At 61.2% G+C, this 23330-nt stretch carries 21 protein-coding genes; 4 read left to right on the plus strand and 17 right to left on the minus strand.

The window, feature by feature from the left end:
• Positions 1-24 precede the first annotated feature (24 nt).
• The 4 genes from NGM99_RS20570 to NGM99_RS20580 all read right to left on the minus strand — a co-directional run bounded on the left by NGM99_RS20570 (position 25) and on the right by NGM99_RS20580 (position 3721).
• Positions 25-672 (minus strand): LysE family translocator, encoded by a 648-nt coding sequence (locus NGM99_RS20570; RefSeq protein WP_252822471.1) that lies wholly within the window; start codon positions 670-672, stop codon positions 25-27.
• 93 nt (positions 673-765) lie between these two features.
• Entirely contained in the window at positions 766-1086 is a 321-nt protein-coding gene (sugE, locus tag NGM99_RS20575) for a quaternary ammonium compound efflux SMR transporter SugE (RefSeq protein WP_252822473.1), read from the minus strand.
• A gap of 1753 nt (positions 1087-2839) precedes the next feature.
• Positions 2840-3301: a DUF3429 domain-containing protein gene (locus NGM99_RS21850; RefSeq protein WP_353937444.1), complete on the minus strand. Its 462-nt coding sequence runs from the start codon at positions 3299-3301 to the stop codon at positions 2840-2842.
• Between the two features lie 192 nt (positions 3302-3493).
• Entirely contained in the window at positions 3494-3721 is a 228-nt protein-coding gene (locus NGM99_RS20580) for a DUF6894 family protein (protein WP_252822474.1), read from the minus strand.
• A gap of 104 nt (positions 3722-3825) precedes the next feature.
• Here NGM99_RS20580 and NGM99_RS21855 point away from each other — a divergent pair, with 104 nt between their 5' ends.
• The 3 genes from NGM99_RS21855 (at position 3826) to NGM99_RS21955 (ending at position 6505) form a co-directional block, all read left to right on the plus strand.
• A complete protein-coding gene (locus tag NGM99_RS21855; protein WP_252822476.1) occupies positions 3826-4593 on the plus strand; it encodes a Crp/Fnr family transcriptional regulator in 768 nt (255 codons plus the stop codon).
• Positions 4594-5915: 1322 nt separating this feature from the next.
• Positions 5916-6050 (plus strand): hypothetical protein, encoded by a 135-nt coding sequence (locus NGM99_RS21655; RefSeq protein ID WP_289852603.1) that lies wholly within the window; start codon positions 5916-5918, stop codon positions 6048-6050.
• A 203-nt stretch (positions 6051-6253) separates the two neighbouring features.
• The gene (locus NGM99_RS21955) at positions 6254-6505 is read left to right on the plus strand and encodes a DUF6894 family protein (RefSeq protein ID WP_435371470.1); all 252 of its coding nucleotides are present in this window, start codon (positions 6254-6256) and stop codon (positions 6503-6505) included.
• 194 nt (positions 6506-6699) lie between these two features.
• On the opposite strand, the gene NGM99_RS20595 is transcribed toward NGM99_RS21955, so the two are convergent.
• From NGM99_RS20595 to NGM99_RS20635, 9 genes are all read right to left on the minus strand, one after another.
• On the minus strand, positions 6700-7620 hold the full coding sequence (locus NGM99_RS20595; RefSeq protein WP_252822478.1) for an acetamidase/formamidase family protein: 921 nt from the start codon (positions 7618-7620) through the stop codon (positions 6700-6702).
• Positions 7617-8375, minus strand: a complete 759-nt coding sequence (locus NGM99_RS20600; protein ID WP_252822479.1) for an alpha/beta fold hydrolase — start codon at positions 8373-8375, stop codon at positions 7617-7619. The genes NGM99_RS20595 and NGM99_RS20600 overlap by 4 nt, the downstream gene beginning before the upstream one ends.
• A gap of 2 nt (positions 8376-8377) precedes the next feature.
• The gene (locus NGM99_RS20605) at positions 8378-9130 is read right to left on the minus strand and encodes a glutamine amidotransferase (protein WP_252822482.1); all 753 of its coding nucleotides are present in this window, start codon (positions 9128-9130) and stop codon (positions 8378-8380) included.
• Positions 9127-10083: a nucleoside hydrolase gene (locus NGM99_RS20610; RefSeq protein WP_252822484.1), complete on the minus strand. Its 957-nt coding sequence runs from the start codon at positions 10081-10083 to the stop codon at positions 9127-9129. The genes NGM99_RS20605 and NGM99_RS20610 overlap by 4 nt, the downstream gene beginning before the upstream one ends.
• Positions 10080-10997: an ABC transporter permease gene (locus tag NGM99_RS20615; protein WP_252822486.1), complete on the minus strand. Its 918-nt coding sequence runs from the start codon at positions 10995-10997 to the stop codon at positions 10080-10082. Before NGM99_RS20615 ends, NGM99_RS20610 begins: the two co-directional genes overlap by 4 nt.
• Before the next feature lie 11 nt (positions 10998-11008).
• On the minus strand, positions 11009-12034 hold the full coding sequence (locus NGM99_RS20620; RefSeq protein WP_252822487.1) for an ABC transporter permease: 1026 nt from the start codon (positions 12032-12034) through the stop codon (positions 11009-11011).
• Positions 12031-13572 (minus strand): ABC transporter ATP-binding protein, encoded by a 1542-nt coding sequence (locus NGM99_RS20625; protein WP_252822489.1) that lies wholly within the window; start codon positions 13570-13572, stop codon positions 12031-12033. The genes NGM99_RS20620 and NGM99_RS20625 overlap by 4 nt, the downstream gene beginning before the upstream one ends.
• An 86-nt stretch (positions 13573-13658) precedes the next feature.
• Positions 13659-14675 carry a BMP family lipoprotein gene (locus NGM99_RS20630; protein ID WP_252822491.1) on the minus strand — a complete coding sequence of 339 codons (1017 nt, stop codon included), beginning with the start codon at positions 14673-14675 and terminating at the stop codon, positions 13659-13661.
• A complete protein-coding gene (locus tag NGM99_RS20635) occupies positions 14672-15688 on the minus strand; it encodes a LacI family DNA-binding transcriptional regulator (RefSeq protein WP_252822492.1) in 1017 nt (338 codons plus the stop codon). The genes NGM99_RS20630 and NGM99_RS20635 overlap by 4 nt, the downstream gene beginning before the upstream one ends.
• A gap of 96 nt (positions 15689-15784) precedes the next feature.
• Here NGM99_RS20635 and NGM99_RS20640 point away from each other — a divergent pair, with 96 nt between their 5' ends.
• Complete coding sequence (locus NGM99_RS20640; RefSeq protein ID WP_252822494.1) at positions 15785-17203, plus strand: FAD-binding oxidoreductase; 1419 nt, start codon at positions 15785-15787, stop codon at positions 17201-17203.
• Positions 17204-17754: 551 nt separating this feature from the next.
• Here NGM99_RS20640 and NGM99_RS20645 read toward each other — a convergent pair.
• The 4 genes from NGM99_RS20645 to NGM99_RS20660 are packed head-to-tail and all read right to left on the minus strand — an operon-like array spanning position 17755 to position 23322.
• Positions 17755-18627 (minus strand): hydroxymethylglutaryl-CoA lyase, encoded by an 873-nt coding sequence (locus NGM99_RS20645; protein WP_252822497.1) that lies wholly within the window; start codon positions 18625-18627, stop codon positions 17755-17757.
• Positions 18627-20126 carry a sugar ABC transporter ATP-binding protein gene (locus NGM99_RS20650; RefSeq protein WP_252822499.1) on the minus strand — a complete coding sequence of 500 codons (1500 nt, stop codon included), beginning with the start codon at positions 20124-20126 and terminating at the stop codon, positions 18627-18629. Before NGM99_RS20650 ends, NGM99_RS20645 begins: the two co-directional genes overlap by 1 nt.
• A complete protein-coding gene (locus NGM99_RS20655; protein ID WP_252822501.1) occupies positions 20123-21211 on the minus strand; it encodes an SMP-30/gluconolactonase/LRE family protein in 1089 nt (362 codons plus the stop codon). Before NGM99_RS20655 ends, NGM99_RS20650 begins: the two co-directional genes overlap by 4 nt.
• Entirely contained in the window at positions 21211-23322 is a 2112-nt protein-coding gene (locus NGM99_RS20660) for an ABC transporter permease (protein WP_252822502.1), read from the minus strand. The genes NGM99_RS20655 and NGM99_RS20660 overlap by 1 nt, the downstream gene beginning before the upstream one ends.
• Positions 23323-23330: the final 8 nt, after the last annotated feature.

Genomic DNA, 23330 nt, shown 5'->3' on the forward strand with positions numbered 1-23330 from the left:
AGGCTGACATCGAAACAGAAGCGGTCAATTCGCCGGACGTCTAGCCAGAGCGAGGCCAACGCCAAGCGCAACCATGGCAAGGCCGGAGCCCTCACGTATGCGTCGCACGAGATTAGGCCGTGCTGTTGCGCCGTGTCGGATGCCACTCGCTGCAAACGCCACCACCACGTCCGCTGCCGTGTTCAGCACCACGGAAATGAAGCCTAGCACTACAAATTGCAAAGCGATGTTGCCCGTCATATCCACGAATTGCGGGATGAAGGCGAGAAAGAAAGCTGCTGTCTTAGGGTTAAGCGCCTCAACCAAAACGCCCTCGTGAAAGGCGCGCCGTGGGCCGATGGGAGGGGCCGGCTCAATGCCGCTCATGGCGTTTAATGCATCGCGTCGTGCGGACAGGAATGTCCTGACGCCCATCCACACGAGGTAAGCCGCTCCGATGAACTTCAGAGCAGTGAATAGCTCAGCGCTCGCCAGGACTATTGCTGAGACGCCTAGACTTCCTGCCACCACATGGAACATGCCGCCTAGGCCGTTCCCCAAGCTCGATGACAGTCCCTCTGCCCGGCCGCCCGCAAGCGTGCGTGCAGCAACGTAGAAGATGCCAGGACCAGGCGTTATCGCGAGCAGGAATGCAGCAGCCACATAAAGCGCAAGCTGAGAGAGTTCAGGCATGGATAACCTCCAGATTGGCTTGGATGCTGCCATTGGTTGGAAGCAGCACGCAGTCTAGCGGGGATGTGCGAATAGTACGTGCAAAGGCTTTGTTCATGATGGCGTTGCCAGCTTCATCAGCATGAGGCCGCCAAGGATAAGCGCGGCTGCAAGAAGACGCATTGGATTAGCTGGCTCGCCCAAAACCAGAATGCCAACCAGAAATGCACCGACCGCACCGATGCCCGTCCATATCGTATAAGAAGTGCCAAGGGGCAGCACACGCATGGCCCATGCGAGCAAGCCAAAGCTCACCGCCATGGCGACAAACGTGATGACTGATGGCCAGAAGCGACTAAAGCCTGCGGATTGCTTCATGGTGAAGGCCCAGACGACCTCAAACAATCCTGCGATGATAAGAGCAATCCAAGCCACAGCGGCCTCCAGCGGTTCAACCGCCGGGCCGTCCCGGACTTGAAACCCGATATGGGGAAGGACGTGGCCTTACTTCGAGACATTCCTACGCGATGGCTCGGAACTGGTCAAACTACGTAACTGCGGCTGGAAAAGGTCGTAAGCCTCGCAAATTCAAACAGTCAGTCCCCACCAGAGCCAGATCATCCTGGCCAACTTCAACGAACTGAAAAGTGGATGCTACAAAGGTGTCCCCGCCTGCTGACTCCTATTGATGAGATAGCCCTGCCGGTGTGCCAAATGGATTACTGGCTCGCCTACCTCATCCGAAGTGTCTGGTGATAGCCGAAACCGACTGCAGTAGCCACGGCAGCAAGAGCGATGACGACTGCGATGCCGCCTGTGGCCATCGATGCGGTGGCCGAGCCTGTCATTGCGCCTGACTACGCTGCGCATGAACACAGAGCAGTATGTGGGTAGGCTCAGCGCGGAGCGCTATGTCGGCAGAGACTAAGCCAGCGAGCTGTCTGGCTGAGGAAGCCCGACGCATGCGGGGGTTTGGGTGCAAGCGTCGGGCCCGATGCGAACCCGCAGTCTTTGCAGGGAGTGCGGGGGCGTGAGGCTGATATCTGCTTCGCCTCTCATCCCTCATCGATAACGCGACATTCCGTGACGCACAGCTGTGACGCTGCGTCCGCCATCTCAACATCGGAGACTTGTCCGCGGGACATGTACGTCGTTTGCAGGTGCTTGTATCGCGAACTTTTGCCGAGGATTGAGCGCCAGGCTGATTGGCCCGACGCCTTTGCGGTCAACAAGCGCCGGGCCATGTGGATGACGCACCCCCGAACTGTCATCCGAACCTGTGGTGCTCAGCGCCGGTGACGAGCCGGGTGGGGACCAAACATGTCGCTTCGCAGCGCTGAGCGGCTCGGCTGAAGGGACTCTGTCCGAGCAGAGCCAACTTGATGATTGGGTCGGAGTAGCGCATTCACCTTTATCAACATCGGAGACACGACAACGCCTCTTCTCGGTACTTGGCGAGCAATTCTTTTTTGCGTGAATTCGCTTCATCGCAAGGCGACTGAGAAGCTGACGCAGACGATTAATCACCAAAGGAGAGGTTCTAAAACTCACAGTCGAGCGGACAGTGAGCGCTGAGACGAAAAGCCCCGGCAAAGACCGGGGCTTCGCAAGTCAGGTCATTACCAACGCACGCGTCGGCAGACACGGCGCCAGCGACCATTCCGCCGCACGGTGCGGCACACGCGACGGTAGCCTCTGCGGCGTCCGTAGTACTGACGCCTCCACCGACGCTCGCGACGTCGACGCCTGCGCCATTCCCGTTCACGCCAGTTGCGGCGATATTGAACGTCCGTTGCTTCGCCTTCGCTTGCGTCGAGTTCCTCCAAGATCCCGTCTGGGTTGATGACAGCAGCTTCCGCTTCTTCCGGGCCGATGACTTTCGCCACCGCAACAGCGCCAGCGAGACCGAGCAGCCCTGTCAGGAACGAGCGTCTGTCCATTGTCTCTGTCCTCCTATCAGTTTGCCTACCCGCACATGGTGCACCTGACACAGCTGAACAGGGGATGAAGAGTTCCGAGCGTGCCGCTCTCCATGTGACTGAAGATGAACAAGGGGTTGGGACTGCCGGCCAAGGCGGAGGCAGAGCCTGCGAGTTATGATGGGTGCAAGCGATGGCAGCCCAACCCTAGGGCATCGTGATCGATCGGTCTCGTGTCTTCATTTCGATCGAGCTTCTAACTCTACGCGCTACGCCAGCGCCGCAATCACCAAACATGCAGATGCTCCGAGCGACAACTGCCAACGGAGCCGTAGGTAGCCGAGCGGCAACAGACCTCGCCGCGCGGCTTGGGTCTCCACCGCCGCTATCGCCACAAGCAGCAGGGCCAGGACCACAAGCGCCTCCCACACAACCAAGAGTCCTGTCATTGTAGGCAGAAGTGCTGCACCCCAAGCTATCAGAGAAGGCACGACACCGAGACCAAACCGCCACCAAGCCGCGCCTTCCTCATCCGGACACGCCCGCAATGCGAGCCCCCAGTGCACCGCTCCCAAGAACGAGGCGATCACTGCACCATACCCCATCAGAGCGAACGCCGCGCCTCCGCTCCATGGCTCTTGGGTGAGCCACGTCGCAGCCGACAACATCAGGAATGGTATCAGGCCCGCCAATCCTAAGGTTCTTGCTGCAGGAGGCAATTTGTCGTGCATGCTGGTTATCTAGCTTTGCCTGCTATCTAGGAAACCCCCACTAGCCCCAAGCTCGGCTTCGGTCGGGCCTAGGGCTTTGCTATTAGGACCAACGCCAGACATGAACCCGCTCAGCCGCATTCTCTTCCGTAACAGGCTGGGCGGTTATTAACTTCCAGCGCGCTGAACTCGGCTTGGCAATTGTCTGCCACATTAATCCATCCAAATTAGGTCGCGTAGGCGGATGGTTTCGAGGAGAGTGCCGTTCTCGTCGGCAATCTCAATCTTATCGTGACCAATAAGGGCGCCCTGCCTGATCCGCTCGCTTACCATCTCCCGACCTGATGTGATGGCCTCATTGCGAGCGGCATCCAGGTCTTTGTAACTGGCACCATCAGGATCTTCGAACTGACCGGGCATGTTGAAAAAGAAACGAGGCATCGGCGACCTTCTGGACAGATGCGCTGTTCGTGGAACGAGATGGCCGCAGTGTCGTTTTGGAAATTACCTCTCAATAAATGAGAACAGGGAAGCGGGATAGAACGGTGAGCGCTCCAGATCGGTTTGGTGCACAGATTGGCTCACAGACCGGGAAGCAAAGTGAAGCCTTCTTAGGAAAAACCTCGAACCGCCTCCTACGCACACTATCCCTCTCAGATCGTGCGCTGATCGAGTCTCACCTCGAGCGCGTGTCGCTCATCAAAAGACAGGTTCTAATCCAAGCCCACGAGCCGATCAGACACCTTTACTTTCCAGAGGGTGGCATCATCGCTTGCGAAGCACCCGGGTCGAATGTGGGAGGGCTCGAATTCGGTCTGGTCGGACGTGAAGGCATGGTGGGGTGCCCATTCCTGTTGGGCCATCCAACCATTCCAGCGGATGCCGTGGTGCAGGTCGATGGCACCACCGCTCTGCGGATCGAGGCGCCAACCTTGCGCCAACTGACCGAGCAGTCGCCTTCCCTCTTCACCCATCTCTTAAGCTATCTCTACTTCTGCCTGCGACAGATCGCACAGACGGCCTATGCACGTGGCCATCATGACATGACCGAGCGTCTCGCCCGCCTTTTGTTGCTGTGCCATGATCGTGCTGATGGCGACGTGATCCAGCTGACTCATGAGTTCATGGCGCGCATGGTGGCAGGTCAACGCACCACCGTCACAGCCATCCTGCATGTGCTCGAAGGCGAAGGCCTCATTCGCAACAAGCGGGGCGTGGTGATCGTCAAAAACCGCGTAGGGCTGGAGAACCGCGCAGAGGAGGCTTATCGGTGGCCGATTCCTGAAGCAGCAGCGCAAGTGCAGGCCGTGTGAACTTGAGAGTGCCTTCGGTCTGGGCCACAGTTTCCAGATAAGCACTACGGAGTCCTGATCCTCGATCGGCTACGTCCAGCGTTTCAGTGTGTACAGCTCCTGCAGACGACCGTCGGCGTGATCTTCAGCTTAACTGGCCGTAGCCTTGTGCCACTTCAGGGCGTTCTGAGCAGGCATCAGAACGACTAGGCTGATCTTTGCTCGCGCACAGCGGCCGCTTGCCTCAATGCGTCTTCTGTAAGTTTGCGGACACGATCTCGATCCTGCGGATGAGCCTCATGCACAAAGTAGGCTGCGAGTGCGTCTGCTACAACGGCATCGACTGAAGCAAAGCGATGGGTCATCATTTCGAACAAGGCACGTCCTCCACGTTACCATGAAGAAGCCAACGACGTTTGCGAGATCTTGATCCGCGAGCAGTTTGTTTGGTCGTTTACTCGACAATTCAGCCGAGCGTCGACAACTCTAACAGTTCGTCGCCTACGTCGACTGCGGCTAACTAGGGAGCGTCCGCGGAGCGATTGCGAAGCACCAGTCTTACTGACCTAACACGTCTCATATTGAAACAACAGATACTTATGTCGGCCAGCCGACATAGTCCTTCTTGCTATCGATACCATGAAACAACTTTGAGACTGGATCCGTTGCTTCATTCCGACCATCAGAGAGGAGCACCGATAGTGTCGAAACTTAGTAAAACTGTATTCGCCTTCGCCACCTGTGGCATCATGCTTGCAACATTGCCGAGTCAGTCATTCGCTGAAAGCCGAGCCGGCATGAGTGGCGGACGCAGCGGCGGGCTTGGTGTCAGCATCGGCGGCAACGGGCGCGGCGGGCTAGGCGTTGGTGTATCCGTGGGCGGTATCGGAGTCGGTGCTTCGGTTGGAGGCGGCAAGGGGGTGAACGCAGGTGTTGGTGCCTCGGTTGGCGGCCGGAACGGCGTCAATGCAGGTGTAGGAGCTAGCGTTGGCGGTTCGCGCGGAACAAGTGCAGGCGTCGGCGCATCGGTCGGCGGATCGCGTGGCGTGAATGCTGGCGTAGGTGCAAGTGTCGGCGGCGGTCGGGGCGTAAGCGCCGGGGTGGGAGCCAGCGTTGGTGGTCGTAGCGGCCTCAATGCTGGTGTCGGCGCATCAGTCGGCGGCGGTGGCGGGGTTTCGGTTGGCGGCGGCCTTGGCGTTGGAGGTGGCGGCAATAGCGGCGGCAATGGATCTGGAACCGGCGGCAATTCTGGAGGAGGTGGCACCGCAGGCGGTGGTAACACGGGGTCGGGGACGGGCTTCGGTAACGGGCCGAGCAGCGTTGGAGACCGAGGCACCAGCCGCATGCGGTCTTTCGCACTCAGTGCTGACAACGGGCGCACTACTGCAGCCAAGATGAAGAAGCGGTGCGTCGATATCCTGGCCGATCCGGCTTCCTATGATGGTGCCCTTGTCGGCCTCTGCGCGGCAGCTCGCTGATACGCCAAAGCACGTCTCATAGCCCCAGGCTCGGCTTCGGTTGGGTCTGGGGCTTTTTGCTGTTTATGGCGGGGCAAGTGACCTGATCCTGTTCCAAAGACATCGCGTTATTAAGGCACCCCTCATTCTACCGAATTAAGCATGAAGCCAGCCGGCGCGATTTCTCTGAGACCTTTTACGGGCGATCCCGTTAGCCAAAGATCATGCCTCGATACTACTTCAGCAAATTCTTCAACGGCGGTCGCATGATCGATGATCTTGGGGAGGAATGTGCCTCAGATGCCGAGGCTCGACGCAGAGCTGTCGAAGCGCTTTCTGCGGCGGCGCTAGAGGGTAGCGCTGACCTGGCTTGCAAGGGTGCCTATTCCATCCATGTGACCGATGAGACAGGCCGCGTTTTGTATGTTGCGACGCTGAGCCTCTTCCCACTCGATCAAGAGACAACGGGCCCATAGAGCTTAGCTCGCATGCAAGACCGGCCGGTTTATCAGCGGCTGGTGCCCAGCAAACAAAAGCCCCGCGTCAGCTTGTGCCAACGCGGGCTCTTCCGGTTGCTCTGGCTCAAGCTGCAGAACTTGTAGGTGAAGCCCAGCGAGCCGCGATGGCTGTCGTATCTGTCAGCGGAGCTGCGGTAGAGGCGAACGGCACTTCAAAGCGTACTATGTGGTTTGGAGACGCTGGCAAGCACGGAAAAGAGCGGGTTCACTAGATTGCCAATCTGGAGCGCGCAGCTTTGACTGACAAGCTGGTGAGCGTCCTGCAACTTAAGACCCTCGCGAGCCGCCATCCACTGCACGAGACCCGCTACAGCGATCCGGGCAGCATCCTCTAACGGCCGGGCGCAGCCCACCACGCCGACTCTGGTATTAGTCTCGATACGGGGCCAGTCGAACGTAGGATCGAGGGCGAGCTTCTCGACCACAATGGTCGCATGGAGTGCGCCTTCTACTGCAGTTCCTGCGATCTCGCCGTCACCCTGAGCGAAGTGGCCATCGCCGAGATAAATGTGCGCGCCGTCTTGGTTCGCGCGAACATGGAGGGCGGCGCCCACTGCCAGATCGGGCAGATCGAGATTGCCGCCAAAATCGCCGGGCACGACGCTCAGCCGCACCTCGCCATGGGCAGGTGCAACGCCAAGCGTGCCGAGGAAAGGTCGGAAGGGCACCTCAAGCGGGCGCCCGTCGGTGGCTTCTGTCTGGAGTGTCTTGCCGTCTTCGCAAAGCCGCCAGATCCAGACGTGCTCATCTTGTACTGGCTGAAGGTTAGGGCTCACCCGGGTGCCCGAGAGCAGGCCAAAATTGGGGGAGATGGTCGCGACACCCCAAGGGCGAGCAGGCTTTAGAGCCAGGATACGAATAGAGAGAATGTCTCCTGCTCGCACATCCTCTACCGTAAAGGGTCCCGAGAGCGGGTTCACCTGGGGATAGGGCGCGACTTCACGTGGACGCCCTTCGCGGGTCGAGAGGCGCCCACCGAAACAGTCCTCTGTGAAGACGGTGAACGGCTCGCCGAGACGCACCGTGCGCGTGGCCGCGTGCCCCCCAAAGTGGAATACGAAGTTGTCGGTCATGCGAACCAGCGCCCTTCCCCTAGGCTTTCCGCGATCTCCACAAAGGCTTCAGTCGCATCACGATGGACGCTGTGTCCGACGTTGGGCATGATGACAACCGCGCGCTCTCCGACCTCGGCACGCAGCTGTGCTTGATCCTCGGTTGGCACGAAGCGGCTTACTTCGGGCAGAACCCAGACGGTGCGAACCGCATCGGCAAGTGCTCTGGCGCGAGAACGGAGATCCCAAGGCGCATTGCCGGAAAAGGCTGCGCGGGCGTCATCGAAATCGATCTGAAAGAGGGAGACTACCTTCCACGCGGCATCGAGCTCGGACCAGCCGGGATTGAGCGCGCACAAGCCCTCCACGGTGCGGGGCATGTTGGCTTCGTCCCAGTCGAGCATGGCCTTGGGTGTCTCCTTGTCCGCGAAGAAGGAGACCGGGTCTTCGAGCAGCACGGATTTCGGGCGGAAGATGCCACGCTCGACGCCAAGCTGGGCGAGGGTGCCACCGAAGGAGTGGCCAATCAGGAGATCGGGCTCGGTGGGAACGCTCTCCGCGAAGTCGGCGAGGAGCGCGTCGAAGGAAAAGTCACCATTGCCACGTGTGCTTTCGCCATGGCCGCGCATGTCGGGCGCGATGAAGCACCAGCCGCGCTCCGCCATAAGGCGAGCAGGCTCCGTCATCGCGCCGCCGTTGGCGGTGATGCCATGGAGGGCGACGACGGTGCGGGATGCTCCCATGTCACCCCAGCGGAAGGTATTCAGGCGTGCCACTGTTAGTCTCCTGCCGACCAGCCGACGATCCCCTGCCATAGGCGCTTGTAACCCGACCATTCAACGAAGGCGGACGGCGCCCAATGGGGAGCACAGTCAGATGTGAAAGCCACACTCCTGCCCTCTCCGGCCTCGCCGGCCACGATGAGCGGATCGTCGCCCACACAGGCGATCACGGTAGCGTCGGGCTTGGCGGAAACGCGGTTGTAGCCCAAGAGATGCGGCCAGGCGCCGTCGATGCCGGCCACGATCGGGTGCTTGGCCACCACTTCCGGCGTCACGCCCTGCGGGCGCTCGGCGCGGTCGTCGCCACGCTCGAGTGTGACGGGAAGCACCTCTTCCACGGCAGAGCCCGCATACTGACCCTTCCCGTCGATGCCCTGGAAGGTCATGTAGCCGCCCACCATTACAAGGCCGCCGCCGGAACGCACATAGTCGCGGATGGCGTGGAGACGGTTGGGCAGGACCTTGGAGCGAACGAAGGTGTCGGGATGGAGCAGCAGCGTGTTCGCGCCGATGTCGCTCAAAATCACGCTGTCGTATTCCTTGAGCGCGTCAGCCGTGAAGGGGAAATCACGCGCAGCGACGTGCGCGGGCTGGTAATGCACGTCCCAGCCGCCTTCCTCCAGCGCATCGCGCAGGAAGCCTACTCCTTCTTGGTACTCGGTGGTGGTGAAGCTATCGAAGCCCTTCTGGTGGATCGAGTGAACGGTCCAGGACTCACCTGCGATCAGGACGCGGCGGGGGTCAGTCATGATGGGGTCTCGCTGTTGGAAGAAGAGGATGCCAGGCGGCGGAGCGCATCGAGGAAGGCTCGGCGGAGCGCTCGTGGGTCGAGGCCAATCGCCACCTCGCAGTTTGCGGGCATCCCTGCGCGGCAGGCGAAGTCGACGACGGTGCGCCCGTACGTGTGGCGGCCGGCAAGCTCCACCTCGACGCGCGCAGGCGCCCAGCGGGCAAGCGCCGGCTCGGCCGCGAGTAGCGGCGCCACAGGGTCGTTGAGCGGCATCAAAGTAGGCCCTAGCAGGCCGGGGCGGAAGGTGAGCACGAGGGAGTGCAGAAGTTCGGCGGCAAAGCCTGCCATAGGTCCGCCCATACTTTCCACTTCGCCCGCCAGATCGGCGTCGATGCCGAGCTCGGGCGTTACGTCGAGTGGAACGAGTCGGATCGGAACGCCCGAGCCGAACACAACTGCTGCGGCTTCGGGATCGCAGAGCATGTTCCACTCGGCAGCGGCCGTCTTGTTGCCCAGGCCCCATGCGCCGCCCAACGAGACCACGCGCTCGATGCGGGAGGCGAGATCAGGATAGGCGCGAAGCAGCATCGCGAGGTTGGTGAACGGGCCGGTGCAGACGATCGTGGTCTTGTTGGCGGCTTTGAGCGTGTCGGCCATCAGCTCCACCGAATGGCGCGGGTCAAGCGGGACGGCGGGAAGATCGGGGCGTTCAGGGTCGAGGGCTGAGGTCTGGTCGAGCACACCGGCTACCAGCCGCTCGCGCACAAGGGGACCGACAGCACCTGCCGAGACGGGAACGGGCCGGGCATAGCTCAGCGTGATCGCGGCGTTCCTTGCTGTGCGGTGGGCTTCGAGGTGGCCCGCGCCCGTGGTGACAGCGGCAAGCTCCAGACCCGAATGGCCGGAGGCGACCAGGATGGCCAACGCGTCGTCGTTGCCGGGGTCGCAGTCATGGATGATGCGTAGGTTCATACTTTGGTCTCGGTGATGGCGGCAGGACGCCCCTTGGTGCTGGCGCGCCAGCGGGCGAAGGTCAGGCCGACGACGGCTGCGAGATAAGGCAGCATCAGCACGAACTGCGACGGCAGCGCGAAGGCCTGGAGCCGGTCGCCGACCGCGCCGAAGAAACCGAACATCAGCGAGGCCGCGGCCGTCATCCAGGGCGTGCCTGCGCCGAAAAGTGTTGCGGCAAGCCCGATGAAGCCGCGGCCCGCACTCATCTCGGGCAGGAAGAAGTGGAGCCGGTCCATGGCGAGCTGCGCGCCGGCAAGCCCGGCGAGCACGCCACTTAAGAGGAGTGCGAGTGCCTTCATACGGTCGGTGCGGATGCCGGCGGAGCGCGCGGCCGCCTCGTCCTCGCCGGTAGCGCGGAGGTTGGCGCCGGTCGGCGTGCGGTAAAGGAAGACGAAGCTCGCGGGGATGGCGAGGATGGCGAGAAGCGCGATGAAGCTCTGGCCTTCGAGCATGGGGCCGAGCACTGGCACGAAGGACAGCGCGCCCGCAGGTAAATGCCAGATGTCGGGGAAGGTAATGGGGCGAAGGCCGCCGGGGCTGTTGTAGACGCGCTCGAGCAGGAACAGGATGCTGCCCGAGGCGAGGATGTTGATGCCCAGCCCTGCCACAATGAAGTCCGCGCCGAAGCGTAACGTGATGACGGCGAGGATCTGGGAAACGAGGCATGCGGCAACGAGTGCCGCTGCAAAGGCATAGAGCGCGTTGCCGGTGACATCCCCCACGGCGATCGCGGTGAAGGCCGCGACCAGCATCATGCCCTCGACAGCGACATTGAGGATGTTGGCGCGCAGGGTGATCATGGCGGCAAGGGCTGCGAGCAGGATCGGAACGGTCTGCTCGAGCACGGCTGCGGGAAGAGTGACGAGGTCCATGGCGCTTGCCCTCAGTGGCGGGACGACTGGCGGCGCAGGCGGGCCGTCATGAGGAGGACGAGGAGGCCGGTGAGAAGCGCGACCAGGGAGCGGGGCACGTCCGTCGCGATCTGCATGTAGGCGGCACCATTCAGCATCAGCGCGTAGAAGAGCGCAGTGACAAGCGCGCTGATGGGGTGGACGCGAGCGAGCAGCGCAACCGTCAGCGCAACTAGGCCGTAGGCGGGGGAGAAGTTTTGCTCGAAGCGGTGGCCGGTGCCGAGCACGTAGAGCGCGCCGGCTAGTCCCGCCATGCCGCCCGAGACGATCATTGCCTCGATAACGCGGCGGGCGGCGGGCACGCCCACGGTTTCCGCAAAGCGTAGGTTGGTGCCGGCGGCCCTGACTTCCGAGCCCCAGACGGTGCGGAAGAGGAGCACCCAAGCGAGAACTGCGAGCACGACCGCGACGAGGAAGGCGGATGTGGCGTTGGGAACGCCGGGGATCGAGGGCAGCCAGACGCTTTCCGGCAGCGTCCAGCTGATTGCGCCATAGGTGGTAGTGTCGCGCAAGAGGTGATTCACGAGATAGGATGTGAATAAGAGCGCAACGAAGTTGAGCATCAAGGTGGTGACCACCTCGTCCACTTGGAGCTTCACCTTAAGAACAGCGGGGATGTATCCCCAAAAGCCGCCAGCGGCGATCCCGACAAAGACGCAGAGCGGCAGGAGCACGAAGCCCGGCAGGCCAGGAAGCGCCAGCCCCATCACGGTGGCGGCCATCGCGCCGAGGTAGAGCTGGCCTTCACCGCCCACGTTGAACACGCCCGCGCGGAAGGCGAAGACGATGCCGATCGCGATCAGCGCAAGTGGGGTCGCGCGGTTGATGAAGAGCGCGAAATTGCCGAGCGACTGGAAGTTGGCGAAAAGAAGCTCGCGATAGGCGAGCACGGGCTCGTCGGCGATCGAGGCCACGAGCAGGAAGCCGAGGAAGAGCGTGAGCGCGATGGCCCCAAGGGGGGCTGCGACGGCGCGCAGAAGCTGTCGGAACGCCTTCATGCAGCTTGCGCCTCGCCGCCATTCATGAGGATGCCGATGCGCTCTTCTTCCGCTTGCTTGCGCGGCAGTACGGCAAGCATCCGGCCGCGATACATGACGCCGATACGGTCCGAGAGAAGGAGCACCTCGGAGAGTTCAGATGAGATGAGGAGTACGGCAGCACCTGCGTCGGCTGCCTCCAGGATGCGGGAGTGGATGAATTCGGCGGCACCGATGTCTAGCCCGCGCGTCGGCTGCGCAACCACGAGCACGCGGGGGCGGCGCGCCATCTCACGGGCTACCACGAGCTTCTGCATGTTGCCGCCCGATAGCTGGCCGATGGCACGGTCGGGGGCCGCACCACGCACGTCGAACTCCCGGATGGCTCGTTCTGCGAAGGCGTCACGCCGGGCGGGATCAACTAGGCCGCCGCGCAGGAGGTGCGCGCGCCTGTAGTTGGTGGCGGCCACGTTCTCGGCGATGGTCATGGTCGGGCTTAGCCCCCGGTCAAGCCGATCTTCCGGCACAAAGCCCAAACCGGCGCTAATCCGCTCGGGAACGGTCGTGCCGGTGATCGCGCGACCGTTCAATCGAACGGTGCCGGCTTGGATGGGCAGGAGGCCGGCGATGGCCTCAGCCAGTTCGGTCTGCCCATTTCCGTCCACTCCCGCTATGCCCACCACCTCGCCCGCGCGGACGGCGAGCGAAACGGCGTCGAGCAGGCGGCGGCCTGAGGCATTGCTGACGGACACATTCTCCAGTTCGAGAAGGGCGGGGCCGAAGGTGCGCGGCTTGTCGGCATCCGCCCCGCGGCCCGACAAGAACACTTGGCGGCCCACCATGGCACGCGCGATGTCGGCCTCGCTCACTTCCGCTGCCAAATGCGTCCCCACGCTTTCGCCGTGGCGGAGCACGGACACGTGGTCGGCTACCGCCTTCACCTCGCGCAGCTTGTGGGTGATGAAGAGCACGGTGCGGCCGCGCTCTCGCAAATTCGCGATCACGTCGAGTAGCTCGCCGACCTCGGGCGGGGTGAGAACGGCGGTCGGCTCGTCGAGGATCAGGATCTCGGCGTCGAAAGCGAGCGCCTTGAGGATCTCCACGCGCTGCCGTTGGCCGACCGACAGGCGGCCGACTGGGGCGCGGGGGTCGAGGTCGAAGCGGTAGCGCGCGATTAGCTCGGCCGCGCGGCGTTCCATCTCGGCTCGGTTAGAGAAGACAAGATACTTGCGCGGGTTACGCCCGAGATAAAGGTTCTCGGCCACGCTCATCGAGGGCACAAGCTTGAAGTGTTGATGCACCATACCGATGCCGAGCCGCGATGCGGCGATCGGGTCGGGTATTGAGACAGGCATGCCGCGCAGGCTGATTGTGCCCGCATCAGCTTGGTGGATGCCTGCGAGGATGTTCATCAGCGTAGACTTGCCCGCCCCGTTCTCGCCGCACACGACGTGCACTTCGCCGGGTGCAACAGACAGATCGACGCTTTTCAGCGCCTCCTTGTCGCCGAAGCGCTTGGCTATGCCTTGAAGGGTGAGGATGGCGGTGCTGCCGTCCATGGAGCGTGTCCAAGTGAGAAGAAAAAAGAAGCGGACGGGCACGCGGGACCGGGAGACCCCCCCGGCCCGTCCACTCGGGAAGCGCCCTACTTCGCTGCGAAGGCGCTGGCGACGGTGACGGAGCCGGAAGCGACGCCCGCGCGGGCTTCGTCCACCTTCGCCTTGGCGGAAGCTGGTACAATGGCATCGTTCAAGACGAGGCCCACGCCGTCGTTCTTTAGGCCATAGATCACCAGCGTGCCGAAGGGCGCGGTGCCGGACTTCACCTGCTTGATCGAGTCGTAGATCGAGTTGCCGATCTGCTTCAGCATAGAAGCGAGCACGTTCTTTGGGTGCAGGTCGTTCTGATTGGAATCGACGCCGATCGCGTACTTGTTCTGGTCGGCGGCTGCCTTGAGGATGCCGAGGCCCGCGGGGCCTGCCACGTTGTAGACCACGTCGGCGCCGTTGCTGATCGCGGTGCGGGTCAGGTCATAGGCCTTCTGCGCGTCATTGAACGAGCCGATGAAGATCACCTGCACTTCGGTGCCGGGCACGGCGCTCTCGGCGCCCTGCTTGAAGCCCATGATGAAGTCCTGGATGATCGGCAGGTCCATGCCGGCCACGACCGCGACCTTCTTGGCCCCGGAGGACAGCGGGAAGCTCGCCTTGTCTGAGGCTGCAAGGGCAGCGAGCGTCCCGGCGAGGTAGGAGCCCTCGTTCTGGGCGTATTTCACGGACAGCACATTGGGCTGAGCGAGTTCGTCGTCGAAGAAAACGTACTTCTGCTCGGGATGCTGAGGCGCGACCGCCGCTAGATTGTCGTGCATGTTGGGGCCGGTGAAGATCACGTTGTAGGTACCAGCGTTGGAAACGGCTTCCAAGTTTTGGCGCCAGAGCTGGGGGTCTGACGGCGAGGCCTGAAGCAGACGGACCTTTGCGCCTTCTTCCTTTGCACGGTTGAAGCCTTCAGCGGCCGAGTCGTTGAAGCCGTGGTCCCCCAAGTTGTCGCTCATCACATAAACAGTGGAGAATTCTTCCTGGGCGGAAGCGGCAATGGGTGAAAGTGCCAAGCCTGCCGCGGCTAAACTCAGCACGAGGCGGCGGGAAAGGGATGTGGTCATGTGCTTGTTCCTTGTCTCTGGAATGGGCTCTTAGACCCGTTAGCGACTGACTGCCTTTCCACCAGCGCGACCGGGAGGCGCGTGACGGGAGCAGTTTCTTGATTATTGAGAAGTGCCAAGAGAGAGCGGCATGCCGCCTGCCCCATGGCATTAACCGGCTGCCGCACGGTGGTAAGGGCAGGCGCCAGCATGTCAGCGAATGGCATGTCATCGAAGCCGACGACGGAAATATCAGCGGGTACGGCGATGCCACGTTCACGAAGCCGGCCCATAGCCCCAATGGCGATAAAGTCGCTTCCAGCAAAAATAGCCGTGGGAGGCGCGGCACCGTCGAAAAGCGCGTCCACGGCCCTCGCGCCGAACTCGCGCGAGTAGGCACCCGACACGACTTGGGGCACTCCGTCTTCCACCTCTCCCATCGCGCGCCGAAAGCCCGCTTCACGCTCAATGGCGCTCATCAGTCCCGCAGGCCCACCCAGATAGGCAATTTGACGGTGGCCACGATCAAGAAGATGGCGTGTGGCGACATACCCGCCTGCCTCGTTCTCGACGAAGACTCGTGGAACATCGACGCCCGGGACGTCCTCGTCCACCAGTACAACCCGCGCGTGATGCGCCATCCGGGCGGCAAGCATGCCGTCGTCGGGCCGGTTGGTCATCAGGATCAAGCCATCCGCATGCTGATCCTCAAGGAGGCGAAACGCGGACAATTCACGCTCCGCCACCCCGCGTGTGCTCGACATCATTACGGCGTAACCGTGCCGCTCAGCTTCGTCCTCGATGGCGGCTGCAAGGTCTGCAAAGAACGGGTTGGCGATCTCAGGGGCAACGATAGCGATCGTCTCGGTGCGCCCGGTGCTGAGCCGTCTGGCAAGCGGATTTGGTCGGTAACGAAGGCGGAGAATGGCCTCATCGATCCGCGCAGCCGTCGGCTTCGGAAGCTCGATGCGGTGATTCAGATAACGCGAGACAGTGGTCGGCGAAACCCCCGCTTCTTGCGCGACCTCATTCAACGTAGCCAAGCGGTTGTCTCCAGCTCCACACTATGCTGACTTACGAAAGCGCTTTAGTAAAGCGATTTACGAATGCTTATGTCAAGAGGATTCCATATGCTAGAACGTGGCTCGTCCGCCGCTGCAGAATTTATGGATCGGCTTGGTGGGGCTGGCTTCCTGACGGATAATAGGGACACGGCTCCCTTTACTCGGGACTGGCTGAACAACTATGGCGCTCCTCCGCTCGGAGTGGCCCGGCCCGCAAGCACCGAAGATGTCGCAGCAACAGTCGGAATCGCGCAAACGCACGGGCTGGTGGTCGTGCCGCAAGGAGGCAATACCGGCTTGAACGGCGGCTCAGTATTGGGAGATGGCCAACAGGGCATTGTGCTCTCGCTCGGCCGAATGAATCGCATCCTATCCATCGATACGCTCGGCCTTACTGCCACGGTCGAAGCAGGTGTGGCGCTCGGAACCTTGCATGAGGTGCTGGCCGATCAAGGGTTGGGGTTCCCGCTTCACCTAGGTTCCGAAGGCTCGGCTCAGATCGGCGGTCTCGTCGCAACCAATGCAGGCGGCAGCCATGCCTTCCGCTTTGGAATGATGGGCGACCTGGTGCTCGGCCTCGAGGTCGTTCTGTCTGACGGCAGGGTTTGGAACGGCCTGCGCTCCCTCGTCAAGGACAACGCAGGCTATTCCCTGCGCCGCCTCTTCTGCGGCGCGGAAGGAACGCTCGGCATCGTCACGAAGGCGGTGCTGCGACTTCGGCCTGCGGAAAGGGCCCGCGCCACCGCACTGCTAGCCTTGGAAAGCTTGGAAGATGCCTTGGAAGTCGGCCAGCGGGTGCGAGGGGATGCAGGCGAAACGCTGGCGGCCCTTGAATTCTTTCCGGAAGCGGGGCTCGCTCTGGCGCTCAAGCACATTCCCGAGTTACGGCGTCCGTTCGAGACCCCCTATCCCTTCTATCTCCTAGCCGAGCTCGCCACGAGCGTCGAAGCAGCACCGGTGGATGCCGTGCTCGAAACGTGCCTCGGCCATGCGCTGGAGGCGGGGAGCGTAGGGGACGCGCTGATCGCTTCGAACGGCACGCAACGCACGGCCTTTTGGCGTCTGCGCGAAGAAATGCCCGAGGGACAAAGACTCGAAGGCCCGCAGCTGAAGCACGACGTGTCGGTGCCCGTATCATCTCTGCCCGCGTTCGTCGCGGAAGCGATCACTGCCGTGAACGCTGTTCTGCCTGGCGTATGCGTCAATCCCTTCGGTCATCTGCTTGATGGCAACGTGCACTTCAACCTTTCGCCGCCTCAGGGATGCTCAGGCTTCGAAGGACTGGAAAAGGGTCTCACCGAGGCCGTCTATGAGGCAACCACTCGACACCAAGGCTCGATCGCGGCAGAGCATGGGCTAGGTCAAGCCAAGGTGGACCTTGCCGATCGCTTCCGCCCCACGGTCGAACGCGAACTCATGACCCGTATCAAGCTTGCGCTCGATCCCGATGGACGCTTGAACCGAGGCAAAGTGGTGCGAGCTTAAAGACAGCGTCCGAGATCGCATCACCGACTTAAGCGAAAGGTAGATACTTTCGTTCGCCATTCTAAAGACCTCGCGCCCCCTAGCACGGGCATCCCACGACCAACATGTGGTGAAAAAGGCTTAGCGGGTGGTAGCGTATCTAACGAAGGAGGAAGTTTCGTTGCTGAATTGCATCCTTTGAGCAAACTGCAAACGGTGGTTTGCTGATTGCTCAACCGAGTCCAGTGACCTTCAACCATCAAAACGGCGCGCGGGCTTAGATTCTTGATCCGTCGCCTTTGGTTCTGTCCTGTCAGACAGTATGCCGAAAGTTGGCTGGCCGGTCATGGTGATAAAGCTCCGCGCCCTAGCGACTCCGTTTCAGCGAGCGTGCACCATCATCAACATTCCAAACTGCAGCTGGCTCAAGAACGACATAAGACCCGCTACTGATGAATATGAGGCTGGAATCTGAAATCGGAAACACGCGGCATTGGCGAGCAGCGTTGGGCGTCTACTGGAGATGACCAACTGTAATGGGCTATCGAAGACGTAATTGTGGGGCGATTTTTTCAGCGGTAAATTGCGTTGGCAGACGTTTGCAGCTGTCGGGCGAAGTCTTCCGCCACAGCAAGCCGGTCGAGATCCAACCCTAGGTCAAAGCCTCGACCGGTCAGGTGCTGAACCAAGAGGCCCGTCCGAAGATTCCCAGCGGCCCCGGGAGCATAAGGGCATCCGCCGAGCCCTCCGGCGGCGCTGTCGAAGATGCGAACACCAAGATCCAGAGCAACATCAACGTTCTCTAGCGCCACACCGCCGGTATCATGAAAGTGGCAGGCGATACTGTGCGCCGGTACGTCGGAAAGCACAGTTTGCAACATAGCCCGGACTCGCGCAGGCGTACCGCGGCCAAGTGTGTCAGCGACTGCGATCTCGTTGCAGCCGATCTGTCTCAACAGCCGCGCGATGGTCAAAACGGCATCCGGCGCAATCTCACCCTCGTAGGGACAATCAGTGGCGCAGGAGACATAGCCGCGAACCGGAAGGCCCGCTGCGTCTGCGAGCGCAAGAACAGGTACGAAGCGCTGGATGCTTTCTGCGATGGTGCAATTGGTGTTTCTCCGGGCGAAGGTTTCTGACGCGCTAGCAAAGACCGCTAGCGCCTGTGCGCCGGCTTGGATCGCAGCTTGCGCCCCTTTCTCGTTCGGGACGAGTGCGGAATAAAAGACGTCTGGCCGCTTAGGGATTCCGCGCATCACGGCATCATGGTCGGCCATCTGTGGTACCCACTTCGGCGAAACGAAAGCTGTTGCCTCAATACGGCGCAGCCCGGCCTGCGTCAGCTGTTCGATGAGCCGGAGCTTGCTTGGGGTATCAATCGCACCCTTCTCGTTTTGTAGCCCGTCACGCGGACCAACTTCCACGATATCAACGCGACCCGCCACTAATGCACCGCCGCGTACATGATCTTTTCTTCCGTGGCCTCCTCGATCGCCATCTCCTCTACGATCCGGCCCTGTCGCGCCACCAAGACTCGATCCGAGATCGCCAGGATTTCCGGTAGGTAGGACGAGATCACCACCACTGCCGCGCCAGCTTCGGCAAGTTTCTGGATGATGTCGTGGATTTCCGAGATGGCGCCTACATCCACGCCACGTGTCGGTTCGTCGAAAATCACGAGCTGCGGAGCCTGAATCAGACTCTTGGCTATGACAACCTTCTGCTGGTTACCGCCGGAAAGCTCGACTACCTTCGCACTGGAGCGGATCGTGCGTATGTTCAGGCGCTCGATCCAGCCTGCCGCTTCGCGGCGTACTTGCGACATAGAGATCACGGAAGCTGGATTGCTACCCTTGGCGATCCGGCCGAAAAAGATGTTCTCTGCAATGCCCATTGTGTCGAAGATGCCGTCGAGCTTGCGGTCCTCCGTGATGTAGGCAATGCCATGATTGACGGCTTTGCGCGGTACGCTGAAACGCACGTTCCTGCCATTGAGCTTCACACGTCCGCCATGAAAGAAGTCGCGTTTCAGGACACCGGCTGCGATCTTCATCATCTCTGTACGCCCAGCCCCCACCAAGCCAAACATGCCAGTGACCTGGCCGGAAAATACCGACAGTGTGGCGCTTCGCACTGCCCGTCCCATGGACACGTTTTCCAGTGCCAGCACCTTGGTTCCGGGCGGGCGGCCCTTGCGTAGCGCGGTTTGGCCGTAAAGCTCCTCCTTCAACTGCCGGCCGACCATAGCTTGGACGATGCGGTCGCGCGTAAAGTTCGAGCTTTGGTCGGTTGCCACTAAAGCACCATCTCGCAAGATGCTGATCCGGTCAGCAACCTCCAAGGCTTCTTCCAACGCATGGCTGATGAAGATCACAGAATGTCCCTCAGCCTTGAGACGTTCCATCAAAGCAAAGAAATGCTGTTTTTCCTCCGGCGTCAGCGTCGCCGTGGGCTCGTCGAAGATGAAGATCCGCGCATTGTGCTGCACAGCGCGGGCGATCTCCACCATCTGCTTCTTGGCGGCCCCAAGCGAGGACACAAGAGCGGTCGGGTCGACATGGAAGCTCAGGCGCTGCAATTGCTGCTGCGCTTTGATGTTGATGCCCCGAAGTCGGTTGAAGAAGTTCTCTTGACTGAGGAACAGGTTTTGCGCCACCGTCATCGACGGAACGAGGTTGGTTTCCTGGAAAACCATCGCCACGCCATGGGCTAGCGCATCAGCCGGTGAGGCGAAGCTACGCAGCTTACCTTCCACAATCATGTCACCCGAACTCAGAGGATACAGGCCGGCTAGAACCTTGGTCAGCGTCGACTTGCCTGCGCCATTCTCGCCGAGCAGCGCGTGGACCTCCCCGCGCATAAGGGTGAAGTTCACGTCGCGAAACGCAGGAACGTCGCGGAATAGCTTAGTGGCGTTCCGGAACTCCACGATGACATCGCTCAAGACCTGTTCTCCACCGGGAAGCGGAGTACGGCACCGGTGCCGCGCGCAGCCGCATAGACGAAGCTACCGCGTTCCGCGATTGAGGTGACGCCGTGAATGGCGCCGTCTGCTCTGGAATGGTAACTCGCCACCGCATGGAGCGCAGCATTCAGCCGCAGTACTAACCCATAGCTGCGCGACGGTGCCCACGGCTTCAAAATGCCCATCTGGCGCACAGAGCCAGATTGGAGAGGCTGATCGTCGTTAAGGTGATCAGCGAAGTCCGGCCCGATCCAGCTTGAAGGTGGGATTGTTGCCATCATCTCTGCGCGATAATCGTCTTCGCGCAAGATCATCTCCGTCAGTTGTCGGCGCGGCGCAAAGCAGGCTAGCCAGTATCCCCCACTGGCGGCGGGAGCTAAGCGGGCGGGATAAGCCGGCAGTTCCTCCAACCTAGCCTCCAGTCTTGCGCCGGACGCGGCTGCAATGGCAACCAGCCGGTGCTTCCAGCTCTCTGCAACCAGGATTTCCCCGTTGGGAGAAAGCGCCAAGCCATAGGGGAAGGCGAGCCCGTTGCTCAAAACACGCGGCGCGGTCGATGCGGCTAGGTCGAGGCTCAGCACCGCGCCCGTTTTGCCGTGGCTCATCAGGTCACGCTTCCAATCCGACCAAGGATGGCGATGCGAACCGATTGTGACGAGAAGTTCGGTCTCGCCGCGGAACCCGAGGGAGGTGATGCAGCCATTCGCGTTACCAAGGTCGTGAGGCGTCCAAGCACCACCGGCGTCGACCAGAACGCCTTCTCTTTCTATACCGACGGCAATGATGCCGGCAGGCGAGGCGGCCAAGGCCGTGATCGGGTGTTCGAAGCGCCGAATGGGGATCACACAGCCCCCGTTTGGGTCGATCCGGTAGAGCGTGTCGCCGCCACTGCAGAGGAAACCATTCTCGACTGCAACGAGGTTATCCGCACTGGGCAAGTCGACTATCCGTTCGGCTTCGTCCAAACGGTTGTTCGGCTTGAGCGGGCCATCGAGCGGCGGGATGCTCAGGGAATCGTCATCGGAGCGGCTGAATAAGGAAGCCAACGCGTTCCAAATCGACATCAGACCTGACCCCAGTACTCTTGACTGGAAGTCCAGGCAGAGTCGGCATCACACAGCTTCACGCGGCCGATGCGATTGTTTGAAACGCCACCGAGGTACAGATAGCCTTTATGCTCGCAAGTGGAGGTGACGGAAGGGTGGTTCCTGCCGGCAAGATCCCAAAGGACATCAAGAACCTCACCGGTTTCGGAGAGGCGAACGACGCAGCCTCGGTTGACGTTGGGAAACAGCCATTCATCAGACGCAATGCGTTTAGCCATCCGCCTACGGAAGGCCGGCTTGCGCATTGCAAGGTCGAAAGTTGCTGTGCGGAGGCCAAGCAGCGCGACCCAGTAGGTCCCATTGGAGCCGCGATTGATATTGTCGGGGTAGCCCTGCAGGTTGTCGATAAAGATTTCCCTTTGTCCCTTGTTCGGCCCATCGAACCAGTAGCGCGAGATGCGGCAGGCCCAAGTCTCGGCGAACAACAGCGACTGTCCGTCGCGACACATCGTGACCCCATTGGGAAAGATCAGGCCTCGCAGCACCGTGCGCGTTTGCCCGGTACGCGGGTCATGGCAGATCAGGCGCCCGTTGCCGCGCCCTTCCAGAGCATCGGTCACCCAGTCCGAAAGCTCGTAGCGTATGGTGGCTTCACTGAAGAAGATCCGACCGTCTCGGGCAATGTCGAGATCGTCTGGCAAACGGAGCCGCGAATCGTCGATCACGGAAAGCCAGCTGCGGTTGGTCTCATCGGTAACGCGGCTGACGGTCCCCTGTGGGTCCACGCGGTAGACTCCCATGCCGCCAACGCAAGCTAGGAGATCACCATTGCGGGCAAAGGCAAGACCTAGCGGATGGCCGCCGATACGGGCGAAAACCTCGCTTCGCGTGTAGTCTGGCGCGAAGAACCGGACGATCGTGCCGTGCCGAGTGCCGGTATAGAGATGATCGGCGGCATCCAAAACGACATCCTCTGGCCCTTCCACGGCTCCCAGACCGATCAGTTCGCTTTCGCCAAGCCGGTCGTTGGGCGCAAACTGCGCCTGATGACGTTCGGCCCGAGACGGCAGTGCTAGGTAGGTTGGCGAGACATAGACTTTGCTCAGGATCTTGGCCCGGTTCTTCACCCATTTGGCGTCAAACAGCACGGCCAGGATCAGGATCAGTCCGAGCACCAACTGGTTCACGGAGCCGGGTGTGGACATGCGGATCAGGCCATTGGTCAGAATGAGCACCAAGACTGCGCCGACGATCGCATTGCCAACGGAGCCTCGACCGCCGCCAAGCGACACGCCCCCGAGTACAACTGCGGTCAGAACTGCAATCTCCATCCCTATCCCGGTATCCGCCCCCGTGCTGCCCAAGCGTGCGGAAAACAGGAAGGCTGCGGTCCCGGTAAGAAGGCCAGACGTGACGTAGGCAAGGCACACAGTTCGCTTCACGTCTATGCCCGCGTTGTAGGCCGACTTACGCGCACCGCCGACCGCGCGTAGGCGCCAGCCCGGGCGCAATCGTGACAAGGTGATGTGGATTGCAACGGCAATCACGACGAAAGCGATGAAGGATACAGGAAGGCCGTAGAAGGCGCCGAAGCCAAGATAGTCCCAAGCCGGTGAATCCGGCGTGTTCCCAACAATCGCGCTAGCCAGCCGTGGAAAGATAATATCGTAGAGGGCGCGATAGATCACCAGCGTGACGAGTGTGGTGATAAAGGCGCGCAGGCGAAGATAACCGATCAGGACGCCGTTCAGGAGGCCGCAAAGCAGTCCTGCGCCAAGTGCTAAAGCGAGCGAAACTGCGACCGGCAGGCCGAGTACATTCATACCAACAAGCGAGGCCAAGACGCACAGGGCAAACGTTGATCCCACTGACAGGTCGATACCGCCAGACATGATTACGATCGTTAGTGCGAGTGCGACCAAGCCGAACTCCGCCAGCTGCCGCGACAGGTCCGCCATGTAGGCTATGTTGACCATGCCGGGCACCAGGACCGCCATGGTGACGAGCACCACGATGAGCGCGGCAAAAGGGATCGCACTGTCGATCCAGCTCTTAGACAGGACTTCTCCGACCAGACGGCCGGAGAAATACCTGTGTCGAAACTGGATTAGCTTATCGCTATTGGCCATGGCGAGCG

Source organism: Mesorhizobium liriopis, assembly GCF_024053505.1.
In the GTDB taxonomy this organism is placed as follows: domain Bacteria; phylum Pseudomonadota; class Alphaproteobacteria; order Rhizobiales; family Rhizobiaceae; genus Mesorhizobium_B; species Mesorhizobium_B liriopis.